The organism is Moheibacter sediminis, from assembly GCF_900176425.1.
In the GTDB taxonomy this organism is placed as follows: domain Bacteria; phylum Bacteroidota; class Bacteroidia; order Flavobacteriales; family Weeksellaceae; genus Moheibacter; species Moheibacter sediminis.
On the sequence record NZ_FWXS01000006.1, the window covers coordinates 133913 to 150799 of the forward strand.

The following is a 16887-nucleotide window of genomic DNA, read 5'->3' on the forward strand; positions in this document are numbered from 1 at the left end:
TCAGTCAAAAATGCAGTGAATTTTCTTGAATAAATTGGCTAAATTTGCACGTTTAATTTAGAAATATCACAATGCATTACCTACACGGAGAAATAGAAAGTAAATGGCAGAAATATTGGCAACAAAACCAAACTTTCAAAGCCGAAAACAATTCTTCCAAACCCAAATATTATGTTTTAGACATGTTTCCTTATCCGTCCGGAGCGGGATTGCACGTAGGACATCCGCTGGGGTACATCGCATCTGATATTTTTTCGCGTTACAAAAGGCTCAAAGGTTTCAACGTTTTGCATCCGATGGGTTACGATTCTTTCGGATTGCCGGCGGAACAATATGCGATTCAAACGGGTCAGCATCCGGCAGTTACCACAAAAGTAAATATCGAAGGCGGCGTTGACAAGCAGGGAAATGAAATTGCGGGTTATAGAAAACAATTGGACAGAATCGGTTTTTCATTTGACTGGAGCCGTGAAGTGAGAACTTCCGAACCGGATTATTACAAATGGACGCAATGGATTTTCATCCAATTATTTAATTCCTATTATGACAATGATTTGGGCAAAGCGGTTTCCATTAATGAATTAATTAAAAAATTCGAAAAAGAAGGAAACCTCAAGGTAAATGCAGTTTGTGATGATGATACCGTTCATTTCGCAGCTGAAACATGGAACAAACTTTCCGAAAAACAACAGCAGGAAATACTTTTAAAATACAGATTAACTTATCTGGCTGAAGCCGAAGTAAACTGGTGTCCCGCACTGGGAACGGTTTTGGCGAATGATGAGGTAGTCAACGGCGTTTCTGAACGGGGTGGTAATCCCGTGATTCGCAAGAAAATGACACAATGGATGATGCGCATTACGGCTTATGCAGAAAGGCTTTTGAATGATTTGGACAAAATTGATTGGCCACAACCCATCAAAGATGCGCAAACGTATTGGATTGGGAAAAGTAAGGGTGCTTCCATCAAATTTGGAGTAAAAGACCACGCTTTGGAAATCGAAGTTTTCACAACCCGTCCTGATACGGTTTTCGGCGTTTCCTATGTGACTTTGGCTCCTGAGCATCCGTTTGTTCCGAAAATTGTAACGCAGGACAGAAAAGAATCTGTTTTTAATTACATAGAGCAGACTTCCAAACGTTCAGAGCGTGAACGTATGGCGGATGTAACCAAAATTACAGGTGAATTTACAGGTGCGTATGCAGTTCATCCGTTGACCGGAAAAGAAATTCCAATCTGGATTGGCGATTATGTTTTGTCGAGCTATGGAACCGGAGCTGTAATGGCTGTTCCAGCCGGAGATGAGCGCGATTACAAATTTGCGAAGCATTTCAATTTGCCTATTCCAAACATTTTCAAAGGAAAAGACATTTCAGAAGCGGCTTTTATAGAAAAAGAAGGTTTTGAACTGGAAAATTCAGAAGTTTTAGATGGATTAAATTACAAAGATGCCACGGAAAAAATCATTTCCATTTTGGAACAAAACCATTTCGGAAAAGGAAAAGTGAACTACCGTCTGCGCGATGCGGTTTTTTCGCGTCAGCGTTATTGGGGCGAGCCTGTTCCTGCTTATTACAAAGATGGTGTTCCGTATATGATTGAGACAGAACATCTGCCTTTGGTTTTACCGGAAGTGGATGAATATCTACCGACAGAAACGGGCGAACCGCCTTTGGGACGCGCCAAAGATTGGGCTTGGGATTCGGTTAACAAGAAAGTAGTAAGCATCGATATGCTTCGACAAGCTCAACATGACCCAAGTACTGAGGCCCTTAGAGAAGCAAGAAATGAAAATCTTCCTGATGAGCCACATGCTTATGTCGAAGGACAAACGATTTTTCCTTTGGAATTAAATACCATGCCGGGTTGGGCGGGAAGTTCCTGGTATTTCATGCGTTACATGGATGCGAATAATGAAAATGAATTTGCATCAAAAGAAGCGATGGATTACTGGAAAGAAGTGGATTTGTACATGGGCGGAAGCGAGCATGCGACCGGACATTTGCTGTATGCACGTTTTTGGCAGAAATTTTTATTTGATCAGGGAATGGTTCCGACCGATGAATTCGCTAAAAAACTCATCAATCAGGGAATGATTTTGGGGATGAGTGCATTTGTAAATAGAATAACAGTGGATTATAAAATTGCGGTTTATGATAATTCATTGGAAGAAAAATATAGAAATCATCCAACTTTAGAAATAACATCTATGCCGACTTCTATATATATATCGAAAAATATTGAAGCTAACATTGAGAATTATAATGATGTGCTGCTTCAAAAAGCAACGAATGATTTTAAAAAAAATATTATTGAAAAATCATCATATGACTCAGAATTTTTGCGATATGAATTTGAATCATTAGGAGCAAATGTTCAAAATATCCACGTTGATGTAAGCCTTTTAAAAGATGGTGGAGATGAATTAGACATAGAAAAATTCAAAGCTTGGCGTGAAGAATATGCAGATGCTGAATTCATTTTAGAAGATGGAAAATACATTTGCGGACGAGAAGTCGAAAAAATGTCCAAATCCAAATACAACGTCATCAATCCCGACGACATCTGCGAACAATATGGTGCGGATACTTTGAGATTGTATGAAATGTTTTTGGGTCCGATAGAGCAGGCAAAGCCCTGGAATACGCAAGGTTTGAGCGGCGTTTATTCATTTCTGAAAAAGTTCTGGCGTTTGTATCATAGTGGAGAAGGAGAGAATGCTTTTGTGATTTCAGACGAGGCACCGACCAAAGAAGAAATGAAAGTTTTGCACCAAACCATCAAAAAAGTAGATGAAGACGTGCATAATTTTTCATTCAATACTTCGGTTTCCAACTTCATGATTGCAGTCAATGAATTGACCAAATTGAATTGTAAGAAACGTGCGGTTTTAGAACCTTTGGCAGTTTTGATTTCGCCTTATGCGCCGCACATCGCTGAGGAATTGTGGCAAAAATTGGGTCATGATAAAAGTATTTCTTTTGCGGAATTTCCTGAATTCAATGCGAAATGGTTGGTGGAAGATGCAAAGGAATATCCGGTTTCTTTCAATGGAAAAATGCGTTTCAAATTGGAATTACCGATGGATTTAACCAAAGAGCAGATTCAGGAAGCGGTTATGACAGACGAAAGAACAATCAAACAATTGGAAGGAAAAACTCCAAAAAATATTATAATTGTTCCGGGAAAAATTATTAATATAGTAGGCTAATTTTTTTATAACAAATTTAAATTTCAAAATCGAAAAAATTGATTTGCAAAATTTAATTTGGTAACATTTTTGTACTATTCAATTCAAGTAATTAAAATATTTATTATCCAATACTAAACAATATGGAAGCGGAATTTATAGAAAAGGAAGAAGTAATCAACTATCACTTTGCAGAAGCAAATCCAAAAGACAATCATATCACAAAAGACCAACTGGAACGTGCGGTGCGTTTAGGAAATGAATTCAAATCTAAAACCTACATCACTTTTTTGACGAATGAAGGTCCGAAAAGAATCGAAACTACAGTTTGGACTTTGACTGACGAATACATTCAAATCAAAGGTGGTGTGTCAATCCCATTAAAATCATTGATTGATATAGACTAAATTTACCTCAATTTAGTCAGCATTTTTTCAAGTCTCGTTTGCAAAAGCGGGTCTTGTTTTAAGCGTTCGGCAATTGCAGTATAGTCACGTTTGGTAAGTTCTTGTCTGGCATAAGCTTTTGTCACATCAGATTCTAATTTGTCCTGAATTTTTTCTATTTTGGGTTGGACTTTTTCATATTTGTCAAAGTCTTCTTCGGGAACATCCGGTTCTATATCAGGATTATTTTTTGTGTCATTGATGGCGTGGTAAACCTCTAAATCCAATTTTTCATCTGCAATGATTTCTGCCATTTCATTTTGAGCCTTGAGATTCAACTGAACCATCTCTGAATAAGCTTTGGCAAATCTTTGTAGATCATAGTCAGTAACTTCTTGTGCATTTATATTTGTGAATAAAGAAAGTGCAGTTGAAAAAAGCAGTATTTTAAAATAATTCATTGTTTTTGTTTTTATATGAACGAAATTTCTCCAAATATATTGCCAAATTTTGGTTTTGAAAAACGATTTAAAATATTGAAGGTCAGTTGATTGTAAAAATGGCATAATTATTTCATTTTACCTTCAGTAATTTTAAAATTAAATTTTATGAAAATCACAGGAAAAATGTTTGGTACGCTGTTGGGAATTTTGATTTTTTCCTCCTTTGCATTTGTATCATGTAGTAGTGACGATGACAGTCCTGCAGACAGTGACATCTTTGTAGGTACTTATCGCGGTGACGTTAGTTATAGCAATGGTGAGTCCAATACAAGCGATGAAAACGGGAGAGTTACAGTAGTGAAAGTGGGTAACAATTATAATTTTGAATTTTCAAATGGAATCCCGTCTATTACGGGAGTAGAATTCGAAAGAGATGGAGAAACTCTAATCAATGTAGGATCAAGTTCTATTCAGTACATACGTGTAACTGCATCTACTTTGCAGATTCTTTATACAGAAAATGACAATGATGTTTGGACTGCCAATTGTACGAGATAATTATTTAAAAAATTAATTAAATCTTAGGAATTAAAAATTTAAAGCATTTTGCGGAGACGTGAAATGCTTTTTATTTTGCCAAACAATTCAAAGCCATCCATAAAAGATTTGGATAAACACCTAATGCAATGGTCAATACAGTTCCTGCAATTAATAACAATTGCGTAGTGAATGAAAGTTTAATTGTTTTCTCTTTTGAACTTCTGAAATACATCGCAATAATTACTTTGATGTAATAATAAATGCTCAAAACTGCCAAAACCAAAGCTGCTATCACCAAGATCAAATTCGAAGGGTCACCCATCGCGGAACTCAATATCATAAACTTAGCAAGAAAACCTGATGTAAATGGAATTCCCGACAAGGACAACAAAGCAATCGTACTTGCAAAGGCCAATACTGGTGCGCGTTGAGAAAGTCCGTTGAAATCTTTGTAATCATTTTTAACCTTAGTCAAAGCATAAAACAAAACAACACTCGCCAGACCGTAACTGATAGTATAGAATAACAATGCATTTTTAGAAGCTTCGTTGATTTCAAACAATGCAAACATCATAAATCCGGCTTGTACAACAGATGAATAAGCCAACATTCTTTTTACGCTGGTTTGTTTCAATGCTGAAAAATTACCCAAAATCAAAGTTAAAATGATGATAAAGCTCAATAAATATTGGTAATTGTTAGAAACAATTTCTGAAGTAATTTTAAATGCAGACATCACCGTTATGAAGGTCATAAATGCGGCTCCTTTCACAATCGTAATCATGTAAGAAGAAAACACGGTGGGCGAACCGTCATAAACGTCCGGAGCCCAAAAATGCAACGGAGCAACTGAAACTTTGAAACATAAGGAAAGAATTAATAAAACCCAACCCAAATAATAAATCGATTGGAAATCAAATGCATAAGCCGTAATGTTTTCGAGTAGGAACGAACCGCTTGCGCCGTAAATCAGTGTGATTCCCATCAACATGATTCCGGTTGAAAATGCTCCCATTAAGAAATATTTCACGGCAGCTTCCGTACTTCTCATTCTGTGTTTTGCAGACCCGGCAAGCGCATACAATGGAATCGAAAGGATTTCAATTCCTAAAAACATCAATATTAAATTGTTGAATGACGCCAAGACTGCAATTCCCGTAAAGGAAATGAAAATCAAAGCTAAATAATCAGAAACCTGACTTCCGGGTTTAGAGAAATTATAGCGGTTGACCAAAACATAATAAATTCCAACCACACACAGAATCATGAAAAATGAAATTCTGTAAGGATCGGTTTCGATCATATTCGGATATTTTCCGGCCAAAATTTCACAACCTTTCAGCTGAAACACAGCTGAAACGATCATCGCTACAAAAAGCAACACAGAAAGTAGGTTCAGATGGCGTTTGTCTTTGAAAAAAAATCCACTGAACATGAGTATAATTCCCGATAATGCCGATGTCAATATAATATTCATTCCTGATTAGTTTTGCAAAAGATTAAACACAATGCTCGGATAGATTCCCAACACGAGAATCATGAGTGAAATTAATCCAAAAAGTACATAAAGTGTTTTTGGGAATTTAACCTTTTCTTCTTTTATATTTTCTTGTTCTCCAAATAAAATCGCTGTGGTCATACGCAAAGTATAAGCTGCTGAAAGAATCACACCCGTACAGCCAATCACACATAAAATCGGATTGTAAGCATAAAGTGCATTCAACATCATGAACTCTCCTATGAAACTACTTGTCAACGGCAAGGCAACGTTTGCCAATCCGAAAAATGTGAAAAACACCGCAAATACAGGATCCACTTTCGCCAAACCTCCGATAGATTTGATGTTGGTTACATTGTACTTTCTTTCGAGGTAATCTACACCTAACCACATCCCCAAAACCACCACACCGTGGCTGAACATTTGGAAATAAGCACCTAAGATTCCGGCTTCCGATTGAGAATATAAACTCATGAAAATCAAAGCCAAATGCGCTACGGAACTATATGCGACAATTTTTTTGATGTTATTCGTTGTCAATGCAATCAATGAAGCATAGAATAACCCGAAACCTGCGATGTACAATACATTGTCAAATTCATTACAGATTTGTGGGAATAAATTCAACAACCAATTTACCACAGCAAATAATCCCATTTTTGCCATCAATGCACTTAATATTACAGTGACTGGAGTAGGAGAGGTTTTGTATGCTGCAGGCTGCCAGGAATGCAATGGGAACAATGGAATTTTAATCGCAAAAGCAATCAAAAATAACCAAGCCAAAGTCGTCAGATTTCCGAAATCAGCAGTCACTTTCATCACATCTGTCAAAAGGAAACTTTCCGGTTTTAATTGAAATCCGATGTAAATAATTCCCCCCAACATCAACATCGAACCTAAAATAGTGTAAAGGAAAAAGGTCGTATTGGCAGAAATTCTTGTGCGTTTGTTGCCCCAAATTCCAATTAAAAAATAGATTGGAATTAATACAATCTCCCAGAAGAAATAGAACAAAACCAAATCCTGTGCAAGAAATACTCCATTCAATCCTGCATAAGCAAGCAATAATAATCCGTAAAATGTATTGGAATAATTTTTCTTAACTGTATAGAAATAAATGAATAATATAGCATACACCAAATTAGTCAGCAACACCATCAAAGCACCTAATCCGTTTAAACTTAAAGCGATATTGGTTTTTACGCCACCCAATTCAAACCAGTCAAATTTTACATATAAATCAACCGGTGTCTGCGTGAACAATAAAAATAAAGTGAATATAAATAAATAGATACTTACCCCTGTTCCCACAAAACCCAATGAGCGGTTATGCTTGATAACAGTCAGTCCCAATCCAGCCAATAACGGTAATATAATTAGTAACGATAACAACATTCTTTCTATATTTTTAGTATCAGGTATTTGGTATCAAGTATCTGGTACTTTTATTTTAAATTATAATTCTAAGTTTTAATTCTTGTGTCTTTTGTCTTGATACTTATGTCTAATTATAACATTCCTATAAAGAAAATTCCCAATGCGGCTACAACTCCGATGATCATCAAAACGATGTACATACCGATGTTTCCGGTCTGAACGGTTCTTATATTTTTTGCGAAATAATAAGACAAACTCCCGGTTCCCGAAACGGCTTGTACAATTCCCGATTTCTCTATATATTTTCTAAATACATTTCCTAATCCGAGCAAAGGATTGACTACAACCGCCTGATACAATTCGTCCACGTACCATTTATTTTCAAAAATTTTAGCCAAACCAGTCGCTTCTTTGTCCACTTTTCCATTGTAGAATTTATGAGCCAAGAAAATCGCAACGGCAACACAAGCCAACAAAGCACCGATTAACATCCATTCTGTCGCGTGAGAAATGTGATGAGGTTCTGCATGCGGAGCAACAACGCCAGATAAAAATGTGTTTAATTTATGTCCGTCTTCCATGAATAATTTTGGAATTCCTATAAAACCACCGACAATTGATAAAACTGCTAAAACTACTAACGGAATTGTCATCGCTTTTGGACTTTCGTGCGGATGCGTGTGGTCGTCTCTTAATTTTCCTCCAAACGTCATGAAATACATTCTGAACATATAGAAAGAAGTTAGAACTGAAACCAAAAATCCAATTGCATAAATCGCTTTATTTCCTAAAAACATGCTCAACAACATTTCGTCTTTTGAGAAAAATCCACTCAACGGCGGGATTCCCGCAATTGCGATACAACCAATCAACATTGTGATGTGAGTCGTCGGCATGTATTTTTTCAATCCACCCATTTTGGTCATGTCCTGTTCATGGTGCATTCCATGAATCACAGAACCTGCGCCTAAGAATAACAATGCTTTGAAGAAAGCGTGCGTCATCACATGGAAAACGGCTGCTACATAAGCACCCATCCCGAGTGAAGCGAACATCAACCCCAATTGTGAAACGGTTGAATAAGCCAGTACTTTTTTGATGTCATTCTGACGAATGGCAATCGTTGCGGTAATCAATGAAGTTAAAATTCCAATCCAGGAAATGATTGCTAAAGTATTTGGTGCCAATTCAAATAATTCATTACATCTTGTAATCATAAAGATACCCGCAGTTACCATCGTCGCCGCGTGGATCAAAGCTGAAACCGGTGTCGGTCCTGCCATCGCATCAGGCAACCATGTGAACAATGGAATCTGTGCTGATTTCCCGGTGGCTGCCAAGAATAATAAAAGGGTAATTCCGCCTAAAGCAAATGTTGACGCATTAGATAATGAAGCGAAAACTTCTGTGTATTGTAAAGTTCCAAATTCCTGATAAATCCAAAACATTGCCAACAAAAATCCAACGTCACCAATTCGGTTCATGATAAATGCTTTCTTGGCTGCGCCTACATAATCTCTGTTTTTGAACCAAAATCCAATTAACAAAAATGAACACAATCCTACACCTTCCCATCCGATAAACATGATGAAAAAGTTGCTTCCCATTACCAATAATAACATGAAGAAAATGAACAAGTTCAGGTAAGCAAAAAACTTCCCGAATCCTTCATCTTCATGCATATATGCTGAACTGTAAACGTGAATTAAAAATCCGATTCCAGTGATGATTAACAAAAATAGACTTGTCAAAGCATCAATTTGAAATGAAAAAGGAATTTTTAGTGCTTCAAGATTAATGATGTCAAATGCGTGAAAAATCAGTGGTTGTGCACCTGCTCCCGAAGGAACATTCATAAAAACCAAAACCGACAAAATGAAACTTCCCAAAATAACGCCTGATCCAATGATGGAAATCAAACTTTTTGATAAAGCATTTCTTCCTAGACCGTTGATGAAAAACCCGATAAGCGGTAACAAAGGGATTAACCAAATATACTTCTCCATAAATCTTAATGCTTTAATCGGTTGAGGGATCTCACGTCCACGTTATATTTCTTTCTATAGTACAAAATGATAATAGACAGTCCGACTGCGACTTCGGCGGCAGCAACCACCATGATGAACAAAACGAGCATTTGTCCGTCAATTCCGGCATCGGTTCCCAAATTTTTCGCTTGGTGCATTTTTGAAAAAGCAACCAGCAATAAATTCACTGAATTGAGCATCAGCTCCACACACATCAGGATGATGATGATATTTCTGCGCGTCATCACACCAATCATCCCGATGGTGAAAAGCGTCAGCGACAGAAATAAATAGTAACTAATCGGTATCATTCTTTATTATTTTATATGATGAATTTTAAATGATTCTTATTTCAAATCCAAAACTCATTTTCAAATCTTCAAAATTATTTAATTATCAAATTAATATTAATCCTTTGTCTTTAAATCGTCCGTTTTTTTCGATAACAAAACCGCACCGATCATTGCTCCCATAAACAAGATACTTGCTAATTCAAATGGAATTACATAATCTGAATAAAGCGCTACACCGATTTTTTCTGTCAAACCAATGTTTCCTTCTGAAACCAATGTAGAATTATTTGCCGATACATCAGACTGCAAAAGAATCCCTGCCGTCAATGCGAAAAATAAGGCAGAAATAATCACTCCCGCCAACATCACAAAAGGTTTTCCGAAACTTTTGTCTTCTTTGTTTAAATTCATCAACATCACCACAAACAGGAACAAAACCATTATGGCTCCTGCGTAAACGATGATATTTACAACCGCTAAAAATTGAGCATTTAACAAAACATAATGTCCGCTGATACTGAAAAAAGTAATGATCAAATATAAAATCGAGTGAATAGGATTTTTACTCAAAACCGTCAACAAACCACTCAAAATGGTCAATCCCGCCAATACAAAAAATAAAATTTCCGCTAATGCCATAGAATTAATTTGATTTTTTTGGATGTGGAATTAATAAATCTTCTTTAGAATAGATGAAATTCTCACGCTTGTAACTTGCCGGTGTCACTGTTTGAGAAAGGTAAACAGCGTCTTTGGGACAAGCTTCTTCACAGAATCCGCAGAAAATACAGCGCAGCATATTGATTTCATATTTGGCTGCATATTTTTCTTCACGGTACAAATGTTCTTCATTCGGAAGTCTTTCTGCAGCTTCCATCGTAATCGCTTCAGCAGGACATGCCAAGGCACACAACCCGCATGCAGTACAGTTTTCGCGTCCTTCTTCGTCACGATTCAATACATGCAATCCACGAAAAACTGAACTGAAAGGTCTTTGTTTTTCGGGATAATTGATGGTTGCTTTTTTCTTGAAAAAGTGCTTCAACGTAATCCACATTCCTTTGAAAATCGAAATCAAATACAGTCTTTCCCAAAAATCCATTGGGCGTCTGTCAACTTGTTTCGCTCTGTTTGTCAGAAGTTCCATTCTTCTTTTTATTTTTAATTATTTAATAATAAAATTACTAAACCTGTAATCAACATATTTATCAATGCCAAAGGCAATAATTTTTTCCAGCCCAAATCCATCAACTGGTCGTAACGGAATCTCGGGATTGTCCATCTCACCCACATAAACACGAAAATGAAAAAACATGCTTTGGTGAATAATGACAAGAAATGTAAAATTGCCATCCAATTCATTCCAATGCTTTCCGTTAAGCTGACATCATTCACAAAAGGAATGTCGTATCCTCCGAAATAAAGGGTTGCAATAATTACCGAACTGATGAAAATATTGATGTATTCCGCAAATAGGAAAAATCCTAACTTCATCGATGAATATTCAGAATGGTAACCACCAATCAATTCATTTTCCGCTTCCGGTAAGTCAAAAGGTGTACGGTTGGTTTCAGCAAAAGCACAAACCAAAAAGATGATAAATCCGACTGGTTGTAAAATGATGTTCCAATAACCGTCCATTTGTCCTTCTACGATTCCTCTCAAACTCAAAGTTCCGCTGATCATCAAAATGGTAATCAAAGCGATACCCATCGGTAATTCGTAAGAGATAATCTGAGAAGCGGCACGTAATCCGCCCATCAAAGACCATTTGTTATTTGATGCCCATGAACCCAGCATGATTCCATAAACACCCAAACTCAAAACTCCTAAAATGTAAAGAAATCCAATGTTGATGTCTGCAATTTGAGGAACGATGATTGAGTCACCCCATTCAAAACCTGTACTCCAAGGAATCACTGCTCCCGTCATACAAGCCAAAATCATAGCGATTGTAGGACCTAAAATGAACAAAAATTTCTCGGCGTGTCGAGGAGTAATTTCTTCTTTGAAAAATAATTTTCCACCATCCGCCAAAGGTTGCAACAATCCACCCCAGCCTGCACGGTTAGGTCCGCGTCTGTCCTGGATGTAAGCCGCAACTTTACGTTCTGCCCAAGTTGAATACATCGCTACCACCAACGCGAATCCAATCATGATTCCTGCCAATGCTGCTTTTTCTCCTACTAAACTCCACAATTCTGAGTCCATACTTTCTTTTTGTTATTTTAAATTTTGAATGAAAAATTAATTTTTACATTTTCAAATCTTCAAATTCTCAAATTAATTTAATCTTTATAATCCTGACTTGTCGGTGGACGATTAATTTTACTCAAATCTTTTTCCGGCTCATTTACTTCACTTATATCATGGATGTTGAGTAATAATTTCGGATCGCGGCCTTTCATCACACGTTTAAATGTTTCGTTTGGTGTTACATTTCCAACTTGGCCTGCATAATGTCCTTGACGGATTACAGAATCTCTTGAAACCATTGAAGGTTGCTCAATAACCCAGTCTTTCGTTTCTTTTTTGTCAAATCGACAAGTATTACAAATCCAGTCTTCAACTTCGTTCCATTCATTTTTACGGGCTGTCACACGAAAAACTTCATCACCACGGAACCAAACCTGTGTTTTTCCACTACAAGTAGGACAATCTCTGTGCGCATCTACCGGTTTCAAGAACCAAACACGGTTTTTGAAACGGAAAGTTTTATCAGTCAAAGCACCCACCGGACAAACATCGATGATGTTTCCGATGAATTCATTGTCTAAAGATTTTTCTAAATAAGTAGAAATTTCAGCATGATCACCACGGTGCATCACACCATGTTCACGGCATCCGGTAACCTGATCGGCCGTTTTCACACAACGGTAACACAAAATACAACGGTTCATGTGCAATTGAATATTTGGTCCTAAATCTTCAGGAGCAAAAGTTCTGCGTTTGAATTCGTATCGGGTTTCTTCTTTCCCATGTTCGTAACCTAAATCCTGCAATTTACACTCTCCAGCCTGGTCACAAACCGGACAATCTAAAGGATGGTTAATTAATAAAAATTCCACCACACCTTCTCTTGCGGTAACTGCTTTTTCGGAAGTTTTGTTTCCGACAACCATTCCGTCCATCACAGTAGTACGGCAAGACGCAACCAATTTAGGCATAGGTCTTGGGTCGGCGTCGCTTCCTTTGGAAACTTCCACCATACAAGTACGGCAGTTTCCTCCGGTATCTTCTAACTTTCCGTAGTAACACATCGCTGGAGGCGCAACTTCTTTGCCGATCATACGAGCAGCTTGAAGTATCGTCGTTCCTGCCGGAACTTCAATAAATTGTCCGTCGATGGTTACTTTCATTAATGGCGTTTGTTCTGACATAGTCAATTAATTTGCCTGTTCTTTTATTTCTAATGGATCTGCATAATGTGCCAATCCGTAATTTCTTGTCAAACACTCCTCAGGATTGAGAACGTGCCACTCAAATTCATCTCTGAAATGTCTGATAGCTGCTGCAACCGGCCAAGCTGCTGCGTCACCCAACGGACAAATCGTATTCCCTTCTATCTTTCTCTGGATGTCCCACAACAAATCGATGTCAGACATTTTTCCATTTCCTTCATCAATTCTTTTCAGGATTTTTTCCATCCAACCTGTTCCTTCACGACATGGAGAACATTGTCCACAGCTTTCATGACGGTAAAATCTTGCCAATGTATAAGTGTGGTAAACAACATCTTGATCTTCATCCAAAACAATAAATCCACCTGAACCCATCATGGTTCCTGTTGCGAATCCGCCATCGGCTAAACTTTCGTAATTCATCAGACGAGGCTGTCCCGTTGCGGTTGTCAATAATAAATTGGCAGGTAAAATCGGAACTGAACTTCCGCCCGGAATACAGGCTTTTAATTTTTTACCATTTGGAATTCCACCGCAGAATTCATCTGAATAAATAAATTCTTCAACGGTTTGTGTCATGTCTATTTCATAAACGCCTGGTTTGTTGATGTTTCCACAAGCGGAAATCAATTTTGTTCCAGTAGAACGTCCTACGCCAATTTTTGCATATTCGGCTCCGGTCATCATAATGATGGGAACTACTGCGGCAATCGATTCCACATTGTTCACAACTGTTGGTCTTCCCCAAGCACCTTTAACTGCCGGGAATGGTGGTTTGATTCGAGGATTTCCTCTTTTTCCTTCCAATGATTCCAACAAAGCCGTTTCTTCACCACAGATGTATGCTCCACCACCGCGCTGCACATAAATTTCGCAGTCGAATCCGCTTCCTTTGATGTCTTTTCCAAGCCATCCGGCAGCTTTTGCTTCGGTAATTGCTTCTTCCAAAATTTCTGCAACCCAAGCATATTCACCACGGATGTAGATGTAAGAAGCGTTACTTCCCAAACAATAAGAAGAAACAATCATTCCTTCTAAAAGTAAGTGCGGAATGAATTCCATCAAATAACGGTCTTTGAAAGTTCCCGGTTCTGATTCGTCAGCATTTACAACCAAGTGACGAGGAACACCTTCTGGTTTTGCCAAAAAGCTCCATTTCATTCCTGTCGGGAAACCTGCTCCACCACGACCACGTAATCCTGAAACTTTTACTTCTTCCAGGATTTCTTCCGGTGTCATGGTAAATGCTTTTTCTACCGATTTATATCCATCATGCTCGCGGTAAGCGTCGTAATGACGGATTCCTGGAACATTGGCATGTTTTAATAATAATCTTGTTTCTCCCATTTAAGCGAGTTTTTTCAATTCTTCCAACAATTCATCTACTTTTTCGATCGTCAAATGCTCACGATAGGTTTTCCCCAACTGCATCATCGGTGCATATCCGCAAGCGCCTAAACACTCTGCAGGTTTCAATGTGAATAATCCGTCTGCAGAAGTTTCTCCTGCTTTGATGTTCAATTTTGTTTTGATGTGGTTGATGATTTTATCTGAACCGCTCAACATACAAGGTCCGGTTTGGCAAACTTCTAAAACGAATTTACCAACAGGATTTAAATTAAACATCGAATAAAATGAAGCCACTTCATAAACCTCAACAGGCAAAATGTTTAAAATTCCTGCTACGTGGTCCAAAACGGGAATGTCCAACCAACCGTTTGATTGTTCCTGCGCAATGTGCAAAATCGGAATCAAAGCACTTTTATGCTTTCCTTCAGGATAATGCGTAATGATTTCCTGTATTCTTTTATTTGCTTCTTCTGAAAACTGAACTGTCGTCGTCATTTTATTTGTTTAAAGTTTAAAGTTCAAAGCTTAACGTTGTTTTTTCGTTTAATTCTCAACTTTAACTTATTTCTAATTTTTAATTCAAAATTTAAAATTCAATTTAAGCATCTAATTCGCCTGCAATTAAATTTAAACTACTCATTGTCAAAATTGCATCACTCAACATGGATCCTTCTACCAATTCAGGAAATGCCTGATAGTAAATGAAACATGGTCGTCTGAAGTGCAATCTATATGCGGAACGTCCGCCATCACTAATGAAATAATATCCCAATTCACCATTGGCGCCTTCTACTGCATTGTACAATTCCCCTGCAGGAATGTCCACTTCTCCCATGATAATTTTGAAATGGTAAATCAAAGCTTCCATTTTGGTGTAAACGTCTTTTTTCAACGGAAGGTAAAAGTCAGGAGCATCCGCATGGTATTTGGTTGCTTCTTCTCCGGTCAAAGCATTTATTTTTTGAATAGCTTGTTTGATCAAGCTAATGCTTTGTTTCATTTCTTCACCTCTCACCAAATAACGGTCGTAACAGTCGCCTGTCGTACCAACGGGAACTTGGAATTCGAATTCGTCGTAACGGCAATAAGGTTTTTGAACACGGATGTCATAATCAACGCCTGCAGCTCTCAGGTTCGGACCTGTAAACCCATAAGCCAAAGCACGTTCTTTGCTGATGCCGCCAACGCCTTGCGTACGTTCGATGAAAATTCTGTTTCGATTGAAAAGATTTTCAAATTCTTCCAAAACCCCGGGATATTCCTCTACAAAACGATTGATTTTTTCCCAAGCTGCATCGCTGAAATCTCTTTCGAAACCTCCAATCCTACCGATGTTGGTAGTCAAACGGCTTCCGCAGATTTCTTCATAGATTTCATAAATCAATTCACGGTAGCGCATTAAATATAAAAATCCGGTAAATGCTCCGGTATCAACGCCTAAAATCGAATTACAAATCAAATGGTCAGCGATTCTCGCCAATTCCATGATGATAACTCTCAAATAGCTTACTCTTGGCGGAACTTCAATTCCTACAAATTTCTCTACCGTCAAATGCCAACCGATATTGTTGATCGGGGCTGAACAATAGTTCAATCTATCTGTCAAAGGTGTTACCTGATAAAGTGGTTTTCTTTCCGCGATTTTTTCAAATGCGCGGTGGATGTAACCCACAGTAGGAGTTGCTTTGATGATACGTTCACCATCCACTTCCAAAATATTTTGGAATACACCATGCGTCGCCGGGTGTGTTGGACCCAAGTTCAGCGTGGTCGTCGTTTTTTCTAAAGACTCCTTTGGTAATTTTATATTGTTTTTAACTTCCTGCATTTTATCTCTTAAATTATACAGTGAATCCTCCTAAATTGAAACTTCCGCCGCGTCCAAACATTTCGTCGTCTTTGTCTTTACGTGTTTGGTCTTCTAATGGGAATTCTTTCCTCAATGGGAAATAATCCATTTCATCTACATTCATCACACGGATCAAATTCGGATGACCGATAAAATTCACTCCGAAGAAATCATAACATTCTCTTTCAAGCCAATTGGCAGTGTCAAATAATTTCGAAGCGGTATAAATGTTGGGTTCATTGATGTCCAAACCAAATTTCAATCTCACATGGAAATTTTTCTGCATATTGTAAACCAGATAAGTAACCACCAATTCTTCGCCTAAATTATTAGGATAATGAATTGCGGTCAAGTCTGTCATGAACCTGAAACCTAATTCTTCTTCGTCATATAAATATTGAAGAATTTTCAGGTTAAATTCTTTGTCTGCATGGATGGCAATTAATTCAAAATTTTCTTCGTAACCGATGATCGATTCTCCGAATTTCTCTCTTAATTTATCAAATACAAATTTATTATCCAACATATA

General features: G+C 37.7%; 16 protein-coding genes. 3 read left to right on the forward strand and 13 right to left on the reverse strand.

Features of this window, described 5'->3' with window-relative positions:
- Window positions 1–71: 71 nt before the first annotated feature.
- Both B8977_RS10155 and B8977_RS10160 read left to right on the forward strand, forming a co-directional pair.
- Window positions 72–3212, forward strand: coding sequence for a leucine--tRNA ligase (locus tag B8977_RS10155; RefSeq protein ID WP_084017602.1), 3141 nt, complete (start codon window positions 72–74; stop codon window positions 3210–3212).
- Window positions 3213–3334: 122 nt separating this feature from the next.
- A complete protein-coding gene (locus B8977_RS10160) occupies window positions 3335–3598 on the forward strand; it encodes a hypothetical protein (RefSeq protein WP_084017603.1) in 264 nt (87 codons plus the stop codon).
- Between the two features lie 2 nt (window positions 3599–3600).
- On the opposite strand, the gene B8977_RS10165 is transcribed toward B8977_RS10160, so the two are convergent.
- Complete coding sequence (locus B8977_RS10165) at window positions 3601–4038, reverse strand: DUF4168 domain-containing protein (protein WP_159447482.1); 438 nt, start codon at window positions 4036–4038, stop codon at window positions 3601–3603.
- Window positions 4039–4185: 147 nt separating this feature from the next.
- Between B8977_RS10165 and B8977_RS10170 the strand changes: the two genes are divergently transcribed.
- Window positions 4186–4578 carry a hypothetical protein gene (locus tag B8977_RS10170; protein WP_084017605.1) on the forward strand — a complete coding sequence of 131 codons (393 nt, stop codon included), beginning with the start codon at window positions 4186–4188 and terminating at the stop codon, window positions 4576–4578.
- A 70-nt stretch (window positions 4579–4648) separates the two neighbouring features.
- Here the strand turns inward: B8977_RS10170 and B8977_RS10175 are convergent, their stop codons facing one another.
- From B8977_RS10175 to B8977_RS10230, 12 genes are all read right to left on the reverse strand, one after another.
- Window positions 4649–6037 (reverse strand): NADH-quinone oxidoreductase subunit N, encoded by a 1389-nt coding sequence (locus B8977_RS10175; RefSeq protein WP_084017606.1) that lies wholly within the window; start codon window positions 6035–6037, stop codon window positions 4649–4651.
- A gap of 6 nt (window positions 6038–6043) precedes the next feature.
- Window positions 6044–7456, reverse strand: a complete 1413-nt coding sequence (locus B8977_RS10180; RefSeq protein ID WP_084017607.1) for a complex I subunit 4 family protein — start codon at window positions 7454–7456, stop codon at window positions 6044–6046.
- Between the two features lie 113 nt (window positions 7457–7569).
- Window positions 7570–9444, reverse strand: a complete 1875-nt coding sequence (gene nuoL, locus B8977_RS10185; protein WP_084017608.1) for an NADH-quinone oxidoreductase subunit L — start codon at window positions 9442–9444, stop codon at window positions 7570–7572.
- Window positions 9445–9449: 5 nt separating this feature from the next.
- Window positions 9450–9776, reverse strand: a complete 327-nt coding sequence (nuoK, locus tag B8977_RS10190; protein WP_084017609.1) for an NADH-quinone oxidoreductase subunit NuoK — start codon at window positions 9774–9776, stop codon at window positions 9450–9452.
- Window positions 9777–9872: 96 nt separating this feature from the next.
- The gene (locus tag B8977_RS10195; RefSeq protein WP_084017610.1) at window positions 9873–10397 is read right to left on the reverse strand and encodes an NADH-quinone oxidoreductase subunit J family protein; all 525 of its coding nucleotides are present in this window, start codon (window positions 10395–10397) and stop codon (window positions 9873–9875) included.
- Window positions 10398–10401: 4 nt separating this feature from the next.
- The gene (gene nuoI / locus B8977_RS10200) at window positions 10402–10905 is read right to left on the reverse strand and encodes an NADH-quinone oxidoreductase subunit NuoI (RefSeq protein ID WP_084017611.1); all 504 of its coding nucleotides are present in this window, start codon (window positions 10903–10905) and stop codon (window positions 10402–10404) included.
- 14 nt (window positions 10906–10919) lie between these two features.
- On the reverse strand, window positions 10920–11969 hold the full coding sequence (nuoH, locus tag B8977_RS10205; RefSeq protein ID WP_084017612.1) for an NADH-quinone oxidoreductase subunit NuoH: 1050 nt from the start codon (window positions 11967–11969) through the stop codon (window positions 10920–10922).
- A gap of 77 nt (window positions 11970–12046) precedes the next feature.
- Window positions 12047–13138 carry an NADH-quinone oxidoreductase subunit G gene (locus tag B8977_RS10210; protein ID WP_084017613.1) on the reverse strand — a complete coding sequence of 364 codons (1092 nt, stop codon included), beginning with the start codon at window positions 13136–13138 and terminating at the stop codon, window positions 12047–12049.
- Between the two features lie 6 nt (window positions 13139–13144).
- The gene (gene nuoF / locus B8977_RS10215) at window positions 13145–14506 is read right to left on the reverse strand and encodes an NADH-quinone oxidoreductase subunit NuoF (RefSeq protein WP_084017614.1); all 1362 of its coding nucleotides are present in this window, start codon (window positions 14504–14506) and stop codon (window positions 13145–13147) included.
- Complete coding sequence (locus tag B8977_RS10220) at window positions 14507–15004, reverse strand: NADH-quinone oxidoreductase subunit NuoE family protein (protein ID WP_084017615.1); 498 nt, start codon at window positions 15002–15004, stop codon at window positions 14507–14509.
- 103 nt (window positions 15005–15107) lie between these two features.
- On the reverse strand, window positions 15108–16337 hold the full coding sequence (locus tag B8977_RS10225) for an NADH-quinone oxidoreductase subunit D (RefSeq protein ID WP_084017616.1): 1230 nt from the start codon (window positions 16335–16337) through the stop codon (window positions 15108–15110).
- Window positions 16338–16350: 13 nt separating this feature from the next.
- Complete coding sequence (locus B8977_RS10230; protein ID WP_185116607.1) at window positions 16351–16884, reverse strand: NADH-quinone oxidoreductase subunit C; 534 nt, start codon at window positions 16882–16884, stop codon at window positions 16351–16353.
- Window positions 16885–16887 lie beyond the last annotated feature (3 nt).

Bases quoted from the DNA above. Each gene is read 5' to 3' on its own strand.
- B8977_RS10210 (WP_084017613.1), bottom strand. From the start codon at position 13,138: ATGTCAGAACAAACGCCATTAATGAAAGTAACCATCGACGGACAATTT.
- nuoH (WP_084017612.1), bottom strand. From the start codon at position 11,969: ATGGACTCAGAATTGTGGAGTTTAGTAGGAGAAAAAGCAGCATTGGCA.
- nuoL (WP_084017608.1), bottom strand. From the start codon at position 9,444: ATGGAGAAGTATATTTGGTTAATCCCTTTGTTACCGCTTATCGGGTTT.
- B8977_RS10230 (WP_185116607.1), bottom strand. From the start codon at position 16,884: ATGTTGGATAATAAATTTGTATTTGATAAATTAAGAGAGAAATTCGGA.
- B8977_RS10170 (WP_084017605.1), top strand. From the start codon at position 4,186: ATGAAAATCACAGGAAAAATGTTTGGTACGCTGTTGGGAATTTTGATT.
- nuoF (WP_084017614.1), bottom strand. From the start codon at position 14,506: ATGGGAGAAACAAGATTATTATTAAAACATGCCAATGTTCCAGGAATC.
- B8977_RS10160 (WP_084017603.1), top strand. From the start codon at position 3,335: ATGGAAGCGGAATTTATAGAAAAGGAAGAAGTAATCAACTATCACTTT.
- B8977_RS10225 (WP_084017616.1), bottom strand. From the start codon at position 16,337: ATGCAGGAAGTTAAAAACAATATAAAATTACCAAAGGAGTCTTTAGAA.
- B8977_RS10175 (WP_084017606.1), bottom strand. From the start codon at position 6,037: ATGAATATTATATTGACATCGGCATTATCGGGAATTATACTCATGTTC.
- B8977_RS10195 (WP_084017610.1), bottom strand. From the start codon at position 10,397: ATGGCATTAGCGGAAATTTTATTTTTTGTATTGGCGGGATTGACCATT.
- B8977_RS10220 (WP_084017615.1), bottom strand. From the start codon at position 15,004: ATGACGACGACAGTTCAGTTTTCAGAAGAAGCAAATAAAAGAATACAG.
- B8977_RS10155 (WP_084017602.1), top strand. From the start codon at position 72: ATGCATTACCTACACGGAGAAATAGAAAGTAAATGGCAGAAATATTGG.
- nuoI (WP_084017611.1), bottom strand. From the start codon at position 10,905: ATGGAACTTCTGACAAACAGAGCGAAACAAGTTGACAGACGCCCAATG.
- nuoK (WP_084017609.1), bottom strand. From the start codon at position 9,776: ATGATACCGATTAGTTACTATTTATTTCTGTCGCTGACGCTTTTCACC.
- B8977_RS10165 (WP_159447482.1), bottom strand. From the start codon at position 4,038: ATGAATTATTTTAAAATACTGCTTTTTTCAACTGCACTTTCTTTATTC.
- B8977_RS10180 (WP_084017607.1), bottom strand. From the start codon at position 7,456: ATGTTGTTATCGTTACTAATTATATTACCGTTATTGGCTGGATTGGGA.